Consider the following 16177-nt stretch of genomic DNA (forward strand, 5'->3'; position numbering starts at 1 on the left):
TTTTAATAGCCTCGTCTTTAGTCCCACCAATTAAATAAAGCTTCACCCAGCGTTTGGGGTTTCCAATAATTAATATCATGCTTAGACATCCATGATTGAGCAACAAAGGGAGCATTGAGTTGACTTGTACAATAAACCTGAATATGGGCTAAATGGTGGAGCATATTGGCTAAGAGTGGATGATCAATAAATTGTAGTTTAAAGGGCTGTAGTTGTTGCGAAAAAGCCCAGTCTTGATTGTCCGAACATAATATATAAATAGTTTGTTGTTTTATTTTGAGAGAGGCAGACATAAAGTTGGGGGTGACTTCAGGTAATTGAATCTCCATAACGTCAGCACCAACGTATTGACTGAGCCTATAAATAGTTTGTTGAAAGTTACTTCTGTCCATCGTATCTCGCCAAACTAATGTTTCACAATGCCGTTTTGAGCAGCCCAAACGCCAACATCTTGTTTATTGAGTGCAGCTGCCATTAAATCGGGAAATAAATCGGGTGTACAGGCAAAAGTGGGTGAACCTAATGCGGTAAATTGAGCGGCATTACGTGCATCAAAACACGGCGCGCCATCATCCGCCAACGCCAACAAACTAATCATTTGAACACCACTACCAATCAAACTCGCAGTACGTTTGAGCAGCTCTGTGTTATTGCCACCTTCGTATAAATCACTAATTAATACCAAAATAGTATCTTCAGGCCGACGAATCAAACCTTGGCAATAAGCAAGGGCTTTATTAATGTCCGTACCGCCGCCCAATTGTGTACCAAACAACACATCAACAGGATCATCTAGCATGGGCGTTAAATCGACCACCGCTGTATCAAACACCACTAATTGTGTGCTAACGGCTTTAATGGAGGCTAACACCGCCCCAAACAAACTGGCATAAACCACCGAACTCGCCATTGAGCCACTTTGGTCGATGCACAAAATAATGTCTTTAACCGATTGCCGATGTCGACCATAACCCACTAAATTTTGCGGAATAATGGTGTTATGTTCGGGTAAATAGTGCTGTAGATTTGCACGAATGGTTCTTGCCCAATCTATATCTTGGGCGCGTTTTGGCCGACGTGTGCGATTGGCTCGATTGAGGCTACCTGTCACGGCTTGTTGCATTTTACCTGCCAAACGCCGCTCTAATTCATCGACTACCTTACGTACCACGAGCCGTGCGGTTTCTTTGGTTTTAGCGGGCATTAAATGATTAAGACTAATCAACGTACTAACTAAATGCACATCAGGTTCAACCGCTTGTAGCATTTCTGGCTCAAGCAACATTTGTTCTAGGTTTAGTCGCTGATAAGCATCTTTTTGCAACACTCTGACCACTGAGGAGGGAAAATATTGCCTAATATCACCCAACCAACGGCTGACTTTGGGCGCAGAACCCCCCAAACCTGCTTGGCGTTGTTTTGACTTTTGGCTGCTGGCAAACCCTTGATCTTCACCTTCGTCTCCTTGGTTATATAAAGCGGCGAGAGCAGCATCCATGCCTAAATCACGGGCATTTAATTCGGGGGTTAATTGTGGCATATTGCCTAATAATAAACGCCAGCGGCGTTGTTGTTCTTGGCTCATGGTAAAATCTCAATGGGTGTGCCAATTTTTACTAAATCCCAAACTTCTTGCATATCTTCGTTGTTTAAAGAAATACAGCCATTTGTCCAATCTTTTAATTGAGTCAGTTTTGCTGCCCATCCAAAACCGTTTCGTTGACCATGAATCATAATCATGCCACCCGCATCAACACCTTTGGCTTTAGCGTTGGCAAGGTCTTGTTTATTGGGGTAAGAAACGTGCAAAGATTTAAAATAACCACTGTTAGGATTACGATAATCTAAAATATATCGACCTTCGGGTGTGCGTTCGTCACCTTCTTGTTGTTTGTGGCCAACAGGGTTAGCACCCAACGCAATCGTGTATTGTTTAATAATTTTGCCTTGTTCTAATAGCCACATTTGTCGTTGTGATTTAACCACTTTAACCAAATCAATATCTGCATGTGTTATTTGGCAAAACATCAGCACACTAAGCCCAAATAAATAACGCCAGCACTTGCTCATAAACGAACTCCAAAAATTTGCGCTAACAAAGGCAACACTAATTGGCCTCGCTGGTTATTCAGGGTTTGTTGGCGTTGTTGTTGCTGTTGTTGACCACCGACTTTAGCGGCAATTTGTTGGCGTTCAGGATGGCTAAAGGTGGCAATGGTGCGGCGTAATAACGGTAATAATTGCACAAAATGGTCTTCAGAAAGATGTACCAGCCATGAATCAACCAGTTGCCATAAGGCTTCATCATGCAACAAACTTAAACCTTGATCGGTTAAAAAGCCTGCAAACCAATGTGCCGCTTGTTCAGGATTATTGGCCTGAGATAAAGCTAAGGCAAAGCGTTCAGCCGCTTGTTCTGCGCTTAATAACTCATAATTTTGGGCAATACGACAACACCAACCCGCTATCAAACCATGCAAATTAGCCATAGTAGTTAGTTTAAGCACGGTCTGATGCCATGCTTGAGTCAAAGAGGGTTTTTCTAAACGCTGTAACACGCGGTCAATGGTTTTTAGCTCAGTTAAACGTTGTTCGGCAGCATCATCATTTAAGCTATTACAAGCAGGGAGCAAGCCAATACAAATACGGGTGACAAAACTTTCCACCACATCACCCACCGCTTGGCTATCGGTTTTGCGCACATCACTATAACGCCATGTATTAGCTAATGGCTCAAGGGCATCAATCAGGTGGCTAATATCGCTGCTCTGTGCCGATAAATTCATAATATGGCGAATTAGCGCAGGCATGGTTTGGGCTAAATCGGCCAATAACACCGATTGCATTAATTGTGCAACTTTGGCAATGTGTTGCTCGTGAATCAGTTGATGTTGAATATAATTATCCGTCGCCTCTTGAATGCTTTGTCCCCAAACCGCTGTTTCTAACAGTTTTAGGCTGAGTTCGGGTTGCCATTGTAAAATCCAATTTTCTTTAAAACTGCCACGACCGCCACCGCCTTGATAATTGCCCCATGTAATGCCTAATAAATTCAAGCGATGCAAAAATTGGCTACGGGTAAGGTCTAAGTCTTTACGTAAATCCAGTTCTAAGGCTTTGCTGTCGGCCTCTTGTTTTAAGCGCAGACTTTTACACAGTTTTAAAAAATCTTGTTGAATCGGCAGGCTAGGCACATCATCAGGCACAGAGCCCAACACCTCACCCACCAACATCTTATGGGCTAATTGGCTGGGTAAAGCATTGCCATGATGCAAAATGCTGACAATGGCTTCGTTTAAATCATCTAAATCGGGTAGCTCTCGCCCCCGTAACGCTGCCAAAGAAGCAATTAAGCGTGCGGCATCAATCAATTGTGCACTAGAAGCATCTAAACCTTGAGCGCGTAGCTCTTGAGCAAATTTGGCCAACCAACTAATACTGATTTTTTCGGCATCAATTGGGTCGTGTTGATAATAAGTCCATAAGTGTTGATACCAAGCAGGTGACTCGATGCCCGCACCATAACCACTGCTGGTCAATAAACGGCTATGTGTCCATGGAATCCATGCGGCTTGAGTTTTGATTTTATTGAGGGGTTTTAACAGGGCTGTATCGGTTTTTTTAGTGGTTTTTAGCTCAACAAGGGCAGGAGTATGCCATGCTCCACACACCACGACAATTTGTTGATAACCGTCTTTTTCGGCTTGACGCAAACATTGACGCATATAGGCTTCGCGACAGGCTTCACGTTGTTGGCGCGGGCTGCCATCGTCAATCACTTGCTCACGAATCGCCGACATGGCTTCATGGATGGCTTGAAAGACCTCGCCAACATGAGGACGTTGTTCGACTAAATGTTCCCAAAAACGTTCACTGTCATAATAGCCTGCGGCTTGTGCCAATAAACCAATGGGATCAATGATATCGCGCCTAACTTCATCACTTTCAGAGGGAGAGATATCCTCTGAGGGAGTTGGTGAAGCAGGAGCAAGCCAGTTATCCGCAAGGTTGTATGCTTGCGGTAAATCAATGAATCGTAAAGGGATTTTTTGCTTTAATCCATATTTAATTGCTTGCCATTCGGGCGAAAATTCGGCAAAAGGAAAAAATGAGGCACGAGGTTCGTTTTCTTCAGCCACTGAGCCATATACCAGAACTGCGACAGGTGCTTGCATATCGGGATGATTGGCAAAGGGTAAAATGGCTTCTGCTTCGAGTGGGCCTTCCAACAAAATTAAATCAGGTTGCAAGGCATTTAGCGCACTGAGTACACTACGTGCCGACCCCGGCCCATGATGGCGAATCCCCAATAAATGAATCATGGTGTTGTTCTCAAAGTAGCAGTCGATAGCATAGTCATGATAAGTTTAATCAAAATATCTTTATCATCAGGCCGCGATTCGGCTACTAATAACGCTAAAGCCGCCAAGCCAATATCGTTAATAATCGGTGTGCCATTTTCATCAAATAAACGTTGATTACGATGTAAAAAATCGACAAATAAAAAAGCGGCTGTGCGTTTGTTGCCATCGGTGAGTGGATGGTTTTTGATGATAAAATACAATAAATGAGCAGCTTTAGCTTCAATGCTAGGGTAGGCCGCTTCGCCAAAAACGCTTTGTTCTAAATTGCCCCAAATAGCGGCTAAGCCCTCATCACGTTCAATACCAAATAATGGACTGGCTTCGCCTTTGGCAATTAAGTCGCTTTTTAGTACAGAGATGGCATGACGAGCGACATCTAAGGGCGCAAGTTGACCACCCATCGTGCCTGTAGGTTCGCTCAATAAACCTTCATCGTAACGCTGTAACCATAAAAAAGTGTGGGTGTAACGGGTAATAATATCGACCAGACCCCGACCAGCTTCAAGGGTTAATGCTTGACTTTCGGCGGTGCGCTTTACCAAACGTAGAGCCGCTTCTAAGGCATGACTGTTTTCTTGTAATCGTTGCTGATTGATTGTGTAGCCTTGAGTTAAGTGTTGTTTTAATAAATGGGTTGCCCACTGGCGAAAACGTACACCTTCTTGTGATTTGACACGATAGCCAATAGAAATAATCACATCAAGATTAAAATGTTCAACTTGATAATTTTTGCCATCATTAGCAGTTGTTGCAAAATTTGCAACAACTGAAACCCGCTCTAATTCATGCTCAATAAATATATTACGAATATGTCTGGAAATAACAGATTTATCTCGTTGAAATAAGAGGCTTAATTGATTGAGGTTAAGCCAAACACTGTCTTGCTCAATGGTGACTTCAACATGGCCAGAGCTGTTGGTATAGATGGCAATATCACTCATACGATTCTTCCTAAAAATTAATCCAATGCCTTACACGCTCTGTATAAATCCTTCCAGCCATCACGCTCTTTCATGACTGTTTCTAAATATTCTTGCCAAGGTACACGATCTTGCACAGGGTCTTTTAACACCGCCCCCATTAACCCTGCTGCCACGTCATGAGCGGTCATTAAGCCATCACCAAAATGCGAAGCTAATGCCCAACCATTACTCATCACCGAGATTGCTTCAGCCGTACTGAGTGTGCCACTGGGCATTTTAAGTTGCGCTTTTTTGTCTTCGGTTACGCCAGAACGTAACTCTCTAAACACCGTTACCACACGACGAATTTGCTCAATGGCAGGTGGACTGTCTGGAAGCTCTAACACTTTGCCCAACGAAGCAACACGATTTTGCACAATGCTAATTTCTTCTTCTAAATTATCTGGCACAGGCAAAATCACGGTATTAAAACGGCGTTTAAGCGCAGAAGATAATTCGTTAACTCCTTTGTCACGATTGTTGGCAGTCGCAATCACGTTAAAGCCTTTAATCGCTTGAAAGTCGCTGCCCAATTCGGGAACAGGCAAGGTTTTTTCGGATAACAGGGTAATTAAGGTATCTTGGACATCCGCAGGAATACGCGTTAACTCTTCAACACGGGCAATTTTTCCGTCCTTCATGGCATTCAGCATCGGGCTAGGCACTAAAGCCTCTGCACTGGGCCCTTTGGCCAATAACATGGCGTAGTTCCAACCATAACGTAATGCTTCTTCACTTGTTCCCGCTGTTCCTTGTACCAACAAACTACTATCACCACTAATCGCGGCGGCTAAATGCTCAGACACCCAAGATTTTGCTGTACCGGGTACACCTAATAACAATAAAGCACGGTCAGTGGCTAAGGTAGCAACGGCAATTTCCATTAAACGACGATGACCAATGTATTTGGGGGTAATTTCAACGCCATTATCGAGTTTGCCACCCAATAAATACGTGACGACAGCTTGAGGCGATAGTTTCCATTGCGGTGGTTTAGTTTTCTGGTCTTGAGCAGCAAGGGCATCGAGTTCGTGTAAAAATTGGTGTTCGGCGCGTTGGCGGAGGACATGTTGATTCATAGTGCTTTCCTTAGAGAATATGTATGGGACTGCGGTTATGCAATTAAGGCGAATAATGAAGGATTATCCAAATTTATACCTGTTTTTCCTAGTTGTAAAAAAGCGACTACGACAATTTTTGTCGCTTAAAATAATGCGGGATAACGTATTGAAAATGTCAACAGCTACTACCCAAAGGCTTAAAATTACGGTGCAATGTAGCTTGGCTAATGTAATTTCAAGTGATGACAATAATGATAAAGCGCACTACACCATTCGGTCTTGCTGTTATAGCGTATTTACTGTTACTCGCGGGTTGTCAGTCGGTGACAACAGCGCCAAAAGAAAAGTTTCAAGCCAAAGAGCTTGCTTGTAAATTGGCATTAAGTGAGCAGGTCTGGCAAGATAATTTGATAGATATTCGTTTAGGGACATTAGAGTCTGAGCCGCTATCCAGTTTAGTGGGGAGTACGGCTGTCAGTCCCATAGAGATTTCACAAATTAAACGTCAATATGACCGTATCAACGAAACGCTCAGCCAGCAACTGCTAGCACTCGTGCAACAGCAGGCTCTCGTCAATAATTCACAAGCCTGTCTCTTAAAAGTGAATATGGTAGATTTTGCGATTGAAAAGCGTAATCGTCATATTCAAATGCTGATTAAAGCCACGATGTTTGACGAAAAAAAGCAAGAAAATGTCTGGACGATGCTGAGTCAAACCACCAGTTATGATGACGTTCCTGAGTCCATATTAGTTGAAGATTATGTACGTCATTTATTACAGGAATTACAGCAAGACCAATTTTTGCCCTAATCATTAAAAATCAACATGCCTTGTTGTAATAAATGTCTAAAGCCCATGGCAACACTTTGTAAAAGGGGATGAGGCGCGCCTGCTTTTTGTAAGTACGCTAAGAGTTGGTTGACACACAGTTCGCCATCAACCGCATCTAGAAGCGGGGCAAACCCTTCGGATAACTCAATCGTGGTGTGGTCAATCGTCATATCACACGGAGAGTGGTGGCTAATGTACGCTAAACTGACGAGTAACCGTGGGTCTTCCTGATGTAGAAACGTGAGAGGTTCGGCATGGTCGGAGTTTGATTGTTGTAAATAATGCCATAACTCGGAACCCAAGTAGGGACATAAGCCTTGTTTAAGGATGGGGTAGGATAAAGGTAAGACGCTGACACTGACATAGTCGGCAATACGCAGCGGTCGAGTTTGCCAATGGGCATCTAATACAGATTTAGTATCGAACGGTTTGCCTTGACTATAGGCCATCTTGAGTTGATAACTGGTAGAAATCATGGCGGTTTCAGCCGCTAAAATAGCCAGCAATGTCCGATTGGCAAAGGCTTGTCTGGTGATGGCGGGTTTAAGCTGTTTGGCAAAGTGCAATAAACGTTTACTGGTCTCTTGTTGCATGACCTCATAACTGAGCTGTTGACGAATAAAATCTACACTGCCTGTGAGCGCCTTAATGAGGCTGAAACTTAAAGGCAAAGCACGACAAAACTGCGCCAGTATAAAGTCGATGCGTAGTTGACTATCATACTGCAAGGCGCTGGCTCGAATGTGACGAAAGTCAGCTAACTCGGTGCGACTGAGGCCAAAGTCAGCTAATGCAGCGATGCCATGTTGACAAAATTGCTGTTGGCGTTCGCTATCAAATAATAAGGCAAATAACGCCTGTTCTTGTTGGGCTAAACTCATGATTTGGCTCTGATGTGAGCCACTAGCTCAGCATTGATACTGTAAGTCTCTACGGTTTGTTTGAGCCGTGACAGTGTACTTAACACGGCTTCTTGACTCATCCCCTCGCATTCGTAACAAACGGCTTTGAGATGGGGTAAATGAGGCAAAACCTTCGCTAACATCTGCCATGTTTGTTCTAAAATGGGGTATTCATGGGCATCAATATACATCTCGCCATCGGCCTGTTGTTCTAAACGTCCACCAGCAATATGCACTTCAATCACCCTCTCAGGTGCAAATGCCTGTAAATGCTCACGGATATTCAGACCACTGGCTAACTCATACGAGACTAAATGCCCCATATCCAATAAAATGGCGCAGTCTGTCGCTTCGGCTAATCGTTGAAAAAATGTCCATAACGGCATATCACCAACCACAAATAGCATAGGAGGGGGTTCGATAGCCACGACAACAGGAACCAGTGCTTGTACTTCTTTAACCCGTACAATCGCTTGCGCTAAGGACTGTTCATTTAAGATAGGTGGAATAAAATACCCTAATTGGGTGGAGTAGCCTTGTTCTTGTTGCCAAAAACAATAGGCGCAGTCTTGAGCAAACCACGCCGACCCTACTTGCTGAATATGTTCTGCGGTTTGTCTTAACCAGTGTGCTTGATTGGCAAAAGAACCACAAAAATTGATATAAGAGGGATGATATAAAACGGTCGCCCCTGCGTTTTGAATCCGTTTAACATCAGGCCATACACGCGCCACATCGACTAAACCCGCATACTCAACAAAACTAATAGCACTATTTTTTATAATAGTCACAGGGTCTGGTTGTGCAGATAAGCTAAGACTAATCCCTAAACCTAATGTGGGTAATTGCGTCATGAGCATGGTTAACTCTAAAGAGCTGAGTGGTTGAGCGGCTGAGAAGGGGATGCCTTATGGCTTAAGATTATCATAAGACAGCACCTGTTGTGAAAAAATGAGTACGCCTGTTTGTGCTGCTAAATCGATAACTTAGACAAAGGCTTGTGCCATCTCCATCCGTATTTGCCATGCATGTAAAATGGGTGAGGGATAATCATTGATTTGTTTACTGAGTTGCCAATCACCAAAACGGGCTAAATAGACATGTAACTGTGAGTGTTGTTGTTCTTTAATCTGCTCTTGATAGATTCCCATCACCACTTGCGTAAAATAACTCGACCATAACCAGCCGTCACTGTGATAAAAAAACTGCATCACGGTATTGGCCTGTTCGCTGGTTTTTTTGGACAACGCTAATTGTTTGAGTAAATAGTGTTCTTTATGGGGCGGAGTCAATGCATTAAATAATTGGAATTTATTTAATTGAAACTTTTTACTTTGTACCGCAAGTAACGCCTTTAACCAATCTTCTTGTTGTTGTCGTATAGCGGCTGTTGCTAAGCCTGTGACGATGGCTTCTGCCCAATCGGTTTTCATAGACGCGGCCAAGAACTGCTCACCATCCATCTCATAATGAATAGATAACCACGTCAAAGATACCCCCGCAAGCACGTCACGTAGCCACTGTGCTTTTTCGCCTAGTCCATTTTTAATGTCTGCGGCTTTAGGGTTAAGACCATCACGTTCTAGACTAGCCGAGACACTCTCTATGGCTTCAATAACTAAGGCTTTGTGCATCATGCCTTTTTTGAGTAATAAATGCGTACTCAAACACGTTTGTAAACGCTGTTGTAAGGCGGAGTTTGGTAAACGTGCCAATAAATCAACGACTACTTCTTTGACAACTTTACTACGGTCATCTAAACAACCTTCTAAAAAGTCATGGTCTGCGCTAGATAAATGTATCGCTAACTTTTCGAGTAAGCTCTTGCGTGTATTAGCGCTTTCTTCTGCATAAATCTGTGCTAAAAATGCCAGTGCTTGAGCAGGTTGTGCTTGACGTAGACGCTCAAAGAGGAGTTCTCGACTCGCAGTAGAGGCCGTATGCCACTCTGTGAGTAGCTGAGGGTCAGAGAGACAAATTTGTCCACCCCGTAACCATGCCCACTCTGCTTGTTGTTGTGCCAACCATGCGCCACGTGCACCCACAACTTGTGCAATGCCGATACGCCATTTTTTATGTTTAGTCCCTAGCTCGAGTAATTGCGCTAAATAACGATGGGGGCAACGTACCCTAGCGCCCTGAGCATAAGTGAGCCACGTGCTTAAATAGTCTTGACCTTCTGGGCTTAACACATAGCTCAGATGCTTTTGTTGGGCTGTATTGGCTATCGCTAAGCTATCTTCTGGGGCAAGGTCTTGCACGGAGCAAGGTACTGGGCTGTGGCCAGCACGTACATACACAGACATCAATGCCAGTTGATTTAATAAAATCGGTGGCTCTTGCGGCAGTTGGTCGGCAAGCTGCTGTAGTGAGTTATCTGGCCAGTGAAGGGGAGCTTGCGGTTTTTGTGTGCCCAATAATGCTGCGACTTGCAAAGATTGCCATGTCTTCATAGTTCGATAAACTCCTGTCCAGACCACGCACTTAACAGAGTTAAGACATTAGCGTCCCATTCGCCAAAAACACAGATGGGGTGCCCACCTGATAGAGCCAATAATTGCCATTTATCGCGCGGCGCTTGTAGAGGCAGAGCATGGCCTGTGCTATCGACGATATACCATTGTCCTTGTTGCTGATAAGGCACAACCTGATGAAGTAACATAGGAAAAATGCTTAAAAATGGATTAGCCGCTAAGGCTTGTGCTTGTTGATGCAGGGCTTCTTCAAGGGTATTAAAACCTAATGCGTGTCTTAACGGCTGGCGCTCTATGGCTTGTGGGCTTTGGAGGGCAATACGTTGAGGCCATGCACTGCCATACCATGCAAATTCACTCCTAAATTCGGCCATCGTGGGTAGCGCGGGTACTAAAGGCATAAAACCTGCGGCAAATTGGAGCACTAAGGCTGGGCGTTGCTGCGTCAGTCCCCACAGCCATTGTCGGCGATAACGAATATTGTTTTGCCCTTCTAGCTCACGTTGTCCTAATACTAGCCATGTTTCTTCAGCGAGAGCGCCAGCAAGTACGTGTTCTTGCGGGGTATTCCAACCAATGACGGTACGTAAATCGTGTTGTAGTGCAAGCGCTAAGTGTTGTTTTTGTTGATACGCGCTTAAGATGAGTTGAATTTTACCTACGTGTAGACTGGCACGCGATTGCCATTCGCTATGCGCTAAAGCAGATACCAAATCGTCTATATACACGACTAAACCACTGGCTTGACCATCAATCAGTCGGGTTTTAATACGTTCAAACTCACGATAGTGCCATGTTTTTGCTTGGCCAAGTCCGACTTTAATCAAATCACTGAGCCATTGCTGTAGTTCATTCAGTGCGGCTTGGACTTTTTGCTCACGCGCGGCTGCTCGTTTAGCCTGTGCAGCTTCGTCAACAACTTTGACGGATGTGGCGGCTTTTTCTTGTTTTTTTTGTTGGCTGGCTTCAAATTTACGGAGGTGTTGATTCAGCCAATCAGGTATTGCCTGTTGTTGAAATGCCTCAGCGGACTGAGCATAACACAGCAGCAAGGCTAAACCGTGTTTGCAGGGTCGCTTAAAACTGGGGCAATTACAGTAAAAGCTGAATTTATCACCTAAAAAAATAGCGCTTTGATAGAGCGCACTGCCTTTTATTTCACCCGCTAAAATAGGAAAACTCTGCTCACGTGTGTGTAATTGTAATTGTTGCCATTGTGTCGCCGCAGCGAGCTTTTTGGCTGCCTTGATGGAGCTGTCATCGGGGGCATACTGTAAGGCTTGTTCGGCACTAAGTTGTGGTTTATCCACGCTGTCTATTCCTTCAGGGTTAATCAGTCAAGAGTGACAATAGAGCGTTCTTCTTTGCTCAACACAGTGGGCTAAGTCATACACAAACTGTATGTGGAGGAGGCCACTAAAACGCAACTATTGCGTGTCTTCTGCAAAATAGCAACACAGAGACGTTGCTTAAGGGCTATCCTTAGCCATACCATGCTGTCCTATGGGGTGATTATCTGCCTAAGACAGCGTGTCAGCCTAGTCCACGATGGTGTTATAACGACAATTTATGTCGTTGCTATGAAGGAGAGACGATTGATGGCCACCAAAAAATTAGTCCGCTCACGCGAATATAATATCATTGCAGGGGTAATGGGAGGCATAGCCGAATATTTGGGGTGGAGTCCATTCAAGGTTAGATTGTTATTTATCGTTATTTCATCACTCAGTGCCGCCGTGCCTGGCATTCTAGTGTACTTAATATTATGGTTTATGATGCCTTTAGCACAAGAGCAGTAAGGCCTGTACCCTTAACGTACAGGCATTCAAGAAGCAATTAAGGTGTTGCTGGAGCGCTTTGTTGGCGTGCTTTGAGGTAGGCTTGTAATGCGGTTGTGTAGTTATCTATAGAGGCTACTTTTTCAAGTGCTTGTTTATCACATTTGTTAAGCACCGCTAGGGCTAAATTATTGACGGCCTGTGTCGGCAGCATTTGCCGCATATTGCCCCATTTATCAAATTTTTCTTGGATATGGTCAAAAATATAGTTGATAGAACCCGCATACATATAGACATTCGCGCCATAAATATCACTAAACTGCGCCCAGTGATTTTTCATGTCGGGGTTAGGGTCGTTATTGCGTTGTTCTTCGGCAATCGACAGGCATTCCATAAATTGGTCAGCCTGTTGGTCTGAACTTTCATCGGCATAGACAACCGATGAACTCAGACAAAGCGCACATATTACATGAGAGACGATTTTTTTCATGGTACAGTCCTGTCTACGCCTGTGAAAAGTAAGTCTCTTTAGCGTAGAACAATCATCAGCCTATTGCCATCCTCCATTAGTGGGGGTAGACAAGCTAAAGATAGAGTCAAAAAAGCTAAATGGAATAGGGGCTGTTGATGTTTTGCGTGTGAGCCGCGTTGCTGATAAAAATTGACTCAGGCAAGGCAAAAAACGCAGCGAATAGTGATTCTATTGGCCAGTTTTGTCACGTAGAATGAGTCAATTTTTAACCCAACCCACAGGGAAAGAACTATTTTTTGAGGCTACTTCGTTGCTCATCGCTGATTTGGAATAACCAAACTACGCGACTCACGCCTCGTATCCTCTAGAAAATAGCTTCTTTCGCAAGTACAATCAACATGTCAACAGACCCTAATATCGAGATGCCGTGGTTTTTGTACGCCCATCCCCATGTACGTAATTTAGCATGGGTTTTAGCATCGCCTAGCCTATTGTCCTATTTACCTGATTTTCAGTTACCGTTAACCGTATTAGATGATGCCTTTTGGCAACGGCAATATGTAGCCTATCAATCGCGTTTACACTATTTAGATGCCCATCCACACGTCTTAGACCAGTTTTTTGCACAACATCATAATCATCGCTTAGGCTATTATTTTGAGTATTTATTACTATTTTGGTTACAGGATAGTGCTTACCATTCCTTTCGTTTAATTAAACATCGCGCTACGTTGTTTCAGGATAAAACAACCGTAGGGGAGTTGGATTTTGTTGTCAAAAACCAAGAAACAGGCGATATCGAGCATTGGGAAGTTGCCATAAAATTTTATTTAGGCTATGACCCCCTCACACAGGCAGAGTCTTGGTTGGGTGCAAACGATAACGATAGTTTAGCGCGCAAACTTCAACATTTAGCGACTAAACAATTTCGTTTTAGTCATTATCAAGATAATACCCTCACAAAGCGGTGTTTAATTGTCAAAGGGAGATTGTTTTATCCACTGGTAGATAAGTCATTATTTGCGCGTGCGCACAGTCCGACGGTTCCTTGTTTGGCAGACCAACATTTACAAGGCAATTGGTTGATGTATGACGACTTTCTACAGCATCCTGATGTTGCACAACTACAATGGCGGCAAGCAGCTCGCGAAGAATGGCTCACTCACCATCAACCGAGTAAACAACTTGCCTTAGCGCAAGTGAATGATGTACGTCCGTTAAGCAGTGAGCGTGCAGCGTTATGGATAGGTTTTGACGACCAACAACAAGAGCAGGCTCGTTGTTTTGTGCGCGTGTTACCTCGTCCATAAAACGGCATTTTTTGTTTGATACCTATACTAATTTTGTATGTATTATTGTGAGTAAATTTTTTTATATTTTATATGTTTTTGATTTTGAATAAATAAAAATATGGCACGGCTCATGCAATTCTCATAGGGCTTCCAATAAAAATCAACAAGGATACTGCCATGTTAACTCTTTTTTCTAAATCAACACTCTTGATGCTTAGTCTGTATTTGCTTACAGCGTGTAGTACAGCACCTGACAATAAAAGCCTCGTCAAAGAACAATTACAGATTGAAAAACAACGTCGACATGCTGCCCAAGACCAAGCCGAGCAGACCTTAGATGCGATGCCTTCATGGGCAACAACCGTACCACGTCCTGACAATACAGGGGTATATGCTTTAGGAATAGGTGAAAGTGATAAAGTACAAATTGCGATTAAAAAAGCACAGCTTCAAGCGCAATACGGACTTGCTAAAATTTTTAATCAGGAGCTTGCAGGTAGCGAGCAAGTGATGCAGCAAGATGCGGGTGCAAATTCGAGCAGTAGTTATCAAAGTCTCATTCAGTCCTTAGTCAATTATGTACCTATCGTGGGTTTTGAAGTGGTGAAACAAGAGGTGAAGGCGGTTAATGGCGAGTTTCAGGCATACACCCTACTAAAATTGCCTTATGCAGAATTTAATAAAGCACTCCAAAGTCAAAAGCAGCAGTCGCCAAGTGCAGAAACGAAGCAAGCCTTTGCCGATTTAGAGCAGCGTTTGCAGCAACGTCAATTAGAAAAACAACACCTACAATAATGCATGTTTGGGGATAAGTATGACCTGCTCAGCGCTTATCCCCCATTGGCCTTAATCATAAGGTGGATTGATATGAAGACTTATTTGCGTCAACTCTTCATGTTGGCCTTAGCGGTTTTACCTGTTTATGTATGGGCATGGAGTAAAGAGTATCAAAGCGCTTATATCTTAGGTGATAGTGATAGTCGTATTAGCGCCAAACAACAGGCATTGAGCCAAGTACAATTACAAGCGATGCAAGAAGCGGGTACCTATATACAAGGTCAAACGCAATTAGTGAATGACAAACTAGATGAGCGCATAGCACAAATCAAAGCCGCCATTGTCAAGGTACAAGTCTTAAATGAGCGTTTTGAATTAACAGCAACGGGTCAGCAAAAGTTATCACTCTCTGTCCGTGCACACGTGGATGAGTCGGTATTGCAGGCACGTATTAAGGCCTTGCAACAAGAAAGTCAGCCCACTCAGCAACCCGCACTTTTGTCCACGTTACAACAGCAGCAGCAAAAACTGATGTTAGACAATCAGTTATTACGTCGCCAATTAGAAGCCTTGAGTCAACAGACGCCCTTACAGCCAACATCTGAGCCGCAAGATTTAGTGTCGTGGTTAATGAATTTGAATGCACAATGGCAGCAAAAAACGTCGATGATGCCCAAACGCCTATCATCTTCTGAATTAACAGCACCGACATGGCTTGTTGATTGGCATTTGAGCATGAATCCCGATAGTCCTTTAGCGCAATTATGCCAGCGTTGGCAATGTCTGTTGGCCTATGCTTATAAGTATGGCATGAACGATGGCTTGATGACGCCGTTACATCAACAGTTGTTTAGACCGTTTAGTCGTATGGTGCATATAGACGATAAATATATTAGCCACTGGCAAATTATTACCCTACAAGCCTATCCACCACAGCCCTTGACCGCCAGTGAGCAAGCGTTTATCGAAGGCTTTCAGGTACACATACAAACGAAAATTGGCCAACAAACACTGTCTATCCCGATAGTGAGTTATGACACAGCGCAGGGGGCGTTAGTGATTCGTGTGCAGGGCTTAGCTAATAGCGAGGCGTTGGCTGTGTATGATGCTAAGTCGCGGCAAGGTAATTTAGCCTGTGCGCTCAAACAACCTAAGCAATGTAGTGCGCCGTTGTTTCAGCCCAGTCTAAATAGTGTGTTATCACAGCCCATCGTACAACACTAAAAGGGCTGTCGGGTGGAACAAATACCTATTATTCGCTC

Annotated in this window: 16 protein-coding genes; 5 read left to right on the forward strand and 11 right to left on the reverse strand. The window is 43.7% G+C overall.

What is annotated here, in order from left to right; genetic code table 11:
• Positions 1–17: 17 nt before the first annotated feature.
• The 6 genes from C8N29_RS01805 to C8N29_RS01830 form a co-directional block, all read right to left on the reverse strand.
• Complete coding sequence (locus C8N29_RS01805) at positions 18–329, reverse strand: hypothetical protein (protein WP_146164405.1); 312 nt, start codon at positions 327–329, stop codon at positions 18–20.
• Between the two features lie 77 nt (positions 330–406).
• Positions 407–1585 carry a VWA domain-containing protein gene (locus tag C8N29_RS01810; RefSeq protein WP_107864306.1) on the reverse strand — a complete coding sequence of 393 codons (1179 nt, stop codon included), beginning with the start codon at positions 1583–1585 and terminating at the stop codon, positions 407–409.
• Positions 1582–2070 carry a L,D-transpeptidase family protein gene (locus C8N29_RS01815; RefSeq protein ID WP_107864307.1) on the reverse strand — a complete coding sequence of 163 codons (489 nt, stop codon included), beginning with the start codon at positions 2068–2070 and terminating at the stop codon, positions 1582–1584. The genes C8N29_RS01810 and C8N29_RS01815 overlap by 4 nt, the downstream gene beginning before the upstream one ends.
• The gene (locus C8N29_RS01820) at positions 2067–4322 is read right to left on the reverse strand and encodes a DUF5682 family protein (RefSeq protein ID WP_107864308.1); all 2256 of its coding nucleotides are present in this window, start codon (positions 4320–4322) and stop codon (positions 2067–2069) included. Before C8N29_RS01820 ends, C8N29_RS01815 begins: the two co-directional genes overlap by 4 nt.
• The gene (locus C8N29_RS01825) at positions 4319–5305 is read right to left on the reverse strand and encodes a virulence RhuM family protein/type II toxin-antitoxin system death-on-curing family toxin (RefSeq protein WP_107864309.1); all 987 of its coding nucleotides are present in this window, start codon (positions 5303–5305) and stop codon (positions 4319–4321) included. Before C8N29_RS01825 ends, C8N29_RS01820 begins: the two co-directional genes overlap by 4 nt.
• A 17-nt stretch (positions 5306–5322) precedes the next feature.
• Entirely contained in the window at positions 5323–6405 is a 1083-nt protein-coding gene (locus C8N29_RS01830) for an ATP-binding protein (RefSeq protein ID WP_107864310.1), read from the reverse strand.
• 233 nt (positions 6406–6638) lie between these two features.
• On the opposite strand from C8N29_RS01830, the gene C8N29_RS01835 reads away from it, so the two are divergent.
• Positions 6639–7199: a hypothetical protein gene (locus C8N29_RS01835; RefSeq protein WP_107864311.1), complete on the forward strand. Its 561-nt coding sequence runs from the start codon at positions 6639–6641 to the stop codon at positions 7197–7199.
• Here the strand turns inward: C8N29_RS01835 and C8N29_RS01840 are convergent.
• From C8N29_RS01840 to C8N29_RS01855, 4 genes are all read right to left on the reverse strand, one after another.
• Positions 7196–8101 (reverse strand): hypothetical protein, encoded by a 906-nt coding sequence (locus C8N29_RS01840; protein ID WP_107864312.1) that lies wholly within the window; start codon positions 8099–8101, stop codon positions 7196–7198. The two genes, C8N29_RS01835 and C8N29_RS01840, sit on opposite strands and share 4 nt — an antisense overlap.
• Positions 8098–8982, reverse strand: a complete 885-nt coding sequence (locus C8N29_RS01845) for a multinuclear nonheme iron-dependent oxidase (RefSeq protein WP_107864313.1) — start codon at positions 8980–8982, stop codon at positions 8098–8100. Before C8N29_RS01845 ends, C8N29_RS01840 begins: the two co-directional genes overlap by 4 nt.
• 126 nt (positions 8983–9108) lie before the next feature.
• Complete coding sequence (locus tag C8N29_RS01850) at positions 9109–10575, reverse strand: DUF5691 domain-containing protein (RefSeq protein WP_107864314.1); 1467 nt, start codon at positions 10573–10575, stop codon at positions 9109–9111.
• Positions 10572–11906 (reverse strand): SWIM zinc finger family protein, encoded by a 1335-nt coding sequence (locus C8N29_RS01855; protein ID WP_107864315.1) that lies wholly within the window; start codon positions 11904–11906, stop codon positions 10572–10574. Before C8N29_RS01855 ends, C8N29_RS01850 begins: the two co-directional genes overlap by 4 nt.
• 288 nt (positions 11907–12194) lie before the next feature.
• Between C8N29_RS01855 and C8N29_RS01860 the strand changes: the two genes are divergently transcribed.
• Complete coding sequence (locus tag C8N29_RS01860) at positions 12195–12395, forward strand: PspC domain-containing protein (protein ID WP_204509253.1); 201 nt, start codon at positions 12195–12197, stop codon at positions 12393–12395.
• Positions 12396–12432: 37 nt separating this feature from the next.
• On the opposite strand, the gene C8N29_RS01865 is transcribed toward C8N29_RS01860, so the two are convergent.
• The gene (locus C8N29_RS01865) at positions 12433–12864 is read right to left on the reverse strand and encodes a hypothetical protein (RefSeq protein ID WP_107864316.1); all 432 of its coding nucleotides are present in this window, start codon (positions 12862–12864) and stop codon (positions 12433–12435) included.
• Positions 12865–13244: 380 nt separating this feature from the next.
• Here C8N29_RS01865 and C8N29_RS01870 point away from each other — a divergent pair, with 380 nt between their 5' ends.
• The 3 genes from C8N29_RS01870 to C8N29_RS01880 all read left to right on the forward strand — a co-directional run bounded on the left by C8N29_RS01870 (position 13245) and on the right by C8N29_RS01880 (position 16139).
• A complete protein-coding gene (locus C8N29_RS01870; RefSeq protein WP_107864317.1) occupies positions 13245–14156 on the forward strand; it encodes a DUF1853 family protein in 912 nt (303 codons plus the stop codon).
• A gap of 159 nt (positions 14157–14315) precedes the next feature.
• A complete protein-coding gene (locus tag C8N29_RS01875) occupies positions 14316–14933 on the forward strand; it encodes a hypothetical protein (RefSeq protein ID WP_107864318.1) in 618 nt (205 codons plus the stop codon).
• Positions 14934–15005: 72 nt separating this feature from the next.
• The gene (locus C8N29_RS01880) at positions 15006–16139 is read left to right on the forward strand and encodes a hypothetical protein (RefSeq protein WP_146164406.1); all 1134 of its coding nucleotides are present in this window, start codon (positions 15006–15008) and stop codon (positions 16137–16139) included.
• Positions 16140–16177 lie beyond the last annotated feature (38 nt).

The organism is Agitococcus lubricus (genome assembly GCF_003051055.1).
Lineage (GTDB): Bacteria > Pseudomonadota > Gammaproteobacteria > Pseudomonadales > Moraxellaceae > Agitococcus > Agitococcus lubricus.

Bases quoted from the DNA above. Each gene is read 5' to 3' on its own strand.
- C8N29_RS01845 (WP_107864313.1), bottom strand. From the start codon at position 8,982: ATGCTCATGACGCAATTACCCACATTAGGTTTAGGGATTAGTCTTAGC.
- C8N29_RS01840 (WP_107864312.1), bottom strand. From the start codon at position 8,101: ATGAGTTTAGCCCAACAAGAACAGGCGTTATTTGCCTTATTATTTGAT.
- C8N29_RS01880 (WP_146164406.1), top strand. From the start codon at position 15,006: ATGAAGACTTATTTGCGTCAACTCTTCATGTTGGCCTTAGCGGTTTTA.
- C8N29_RS01850 (WP_107864314.1), bottom strand. From the start codon at position 10,575: ATGAAGACATGGCAATCTTTGCAAGTCGCAGCATTATTGGGCACACAA.
- C8N29_RS01830 (WP_107864310.1), bottom strand. From the start codon at position 6,405: ATGAATCAACATGTCCTCCGCCAACGCGCCGAACACCAATTTTTACAC.
- C8N29_RS01875 (WP_107864318.1), top strand. From the start codon at position 14,316: ATGTTAACTCTTTTTTCTAAATCAACACTCTTGATGCTTAGTCTGTAT.
- C8N29_RS01825 (WP_107864309.1), bottom strand. From the start codon at position 5,305: ATGAGTGATATTGCCATCTATACCAACAGCTCTGGCCATGTTGAAGTC.
- C8N29_RS01820 (WP_107864308.1), bottom strand. From the start codon at position 4,322: ATGATTCATTTATTGGGGATTCGCCATCATGGGCCGGGGTCGGCACGT.
- C8N29_RS01805 (WP_146164405.1), bottom strand. From the start codon at position 329: ATGGAGATTCAATTACCTGAAGTCACCCCCAACTTTATGTCTGCCTCT.
- C8N29_RS01815 (WP_107864307.1), bottom strand. From the start codon at position 2,070: ATGAGCAAGTGCTGGCGTTATTTATTTGGGCTTAGTGTGCTGATGTTT.
- C8N29_RS01810 (WP_107864306.1), bottom strand. From the start codon at position 1,585: ATGAGCCAAGAACAACAACGCCGCTGGCGTTTATTATTAGGCAATATG.
- C8N29_RS01870 (WP_107864317.1), top strand. From the start codon at position 13,245: ATGTCAACAGACCCTAATATCGAGATGCCGTGGTTTTTGTACGCCCAT.
- C8N29_RS01835 (WP_107864311.1), top strand. From the start codon at position 6,639: ATGATAAAGCGCACTACACCATTCGGTCTTGCTGTTATAGCGTATTTA.
- C8N29_RS01860 (WP_204509253.1), top strand. From the start codon at position 12,195: ATGGCCACCAAAAAATTAGTCCGCTCACGCGAATATAATATCATTGCA.
- C8N29_RS01865 (WP_107864316.1), bottom strand. From the start codon at position 12,864: ATGAAAAAAATCGTCTCTCATGTAATATGTGCGCTTTGTCTGAGTTCA.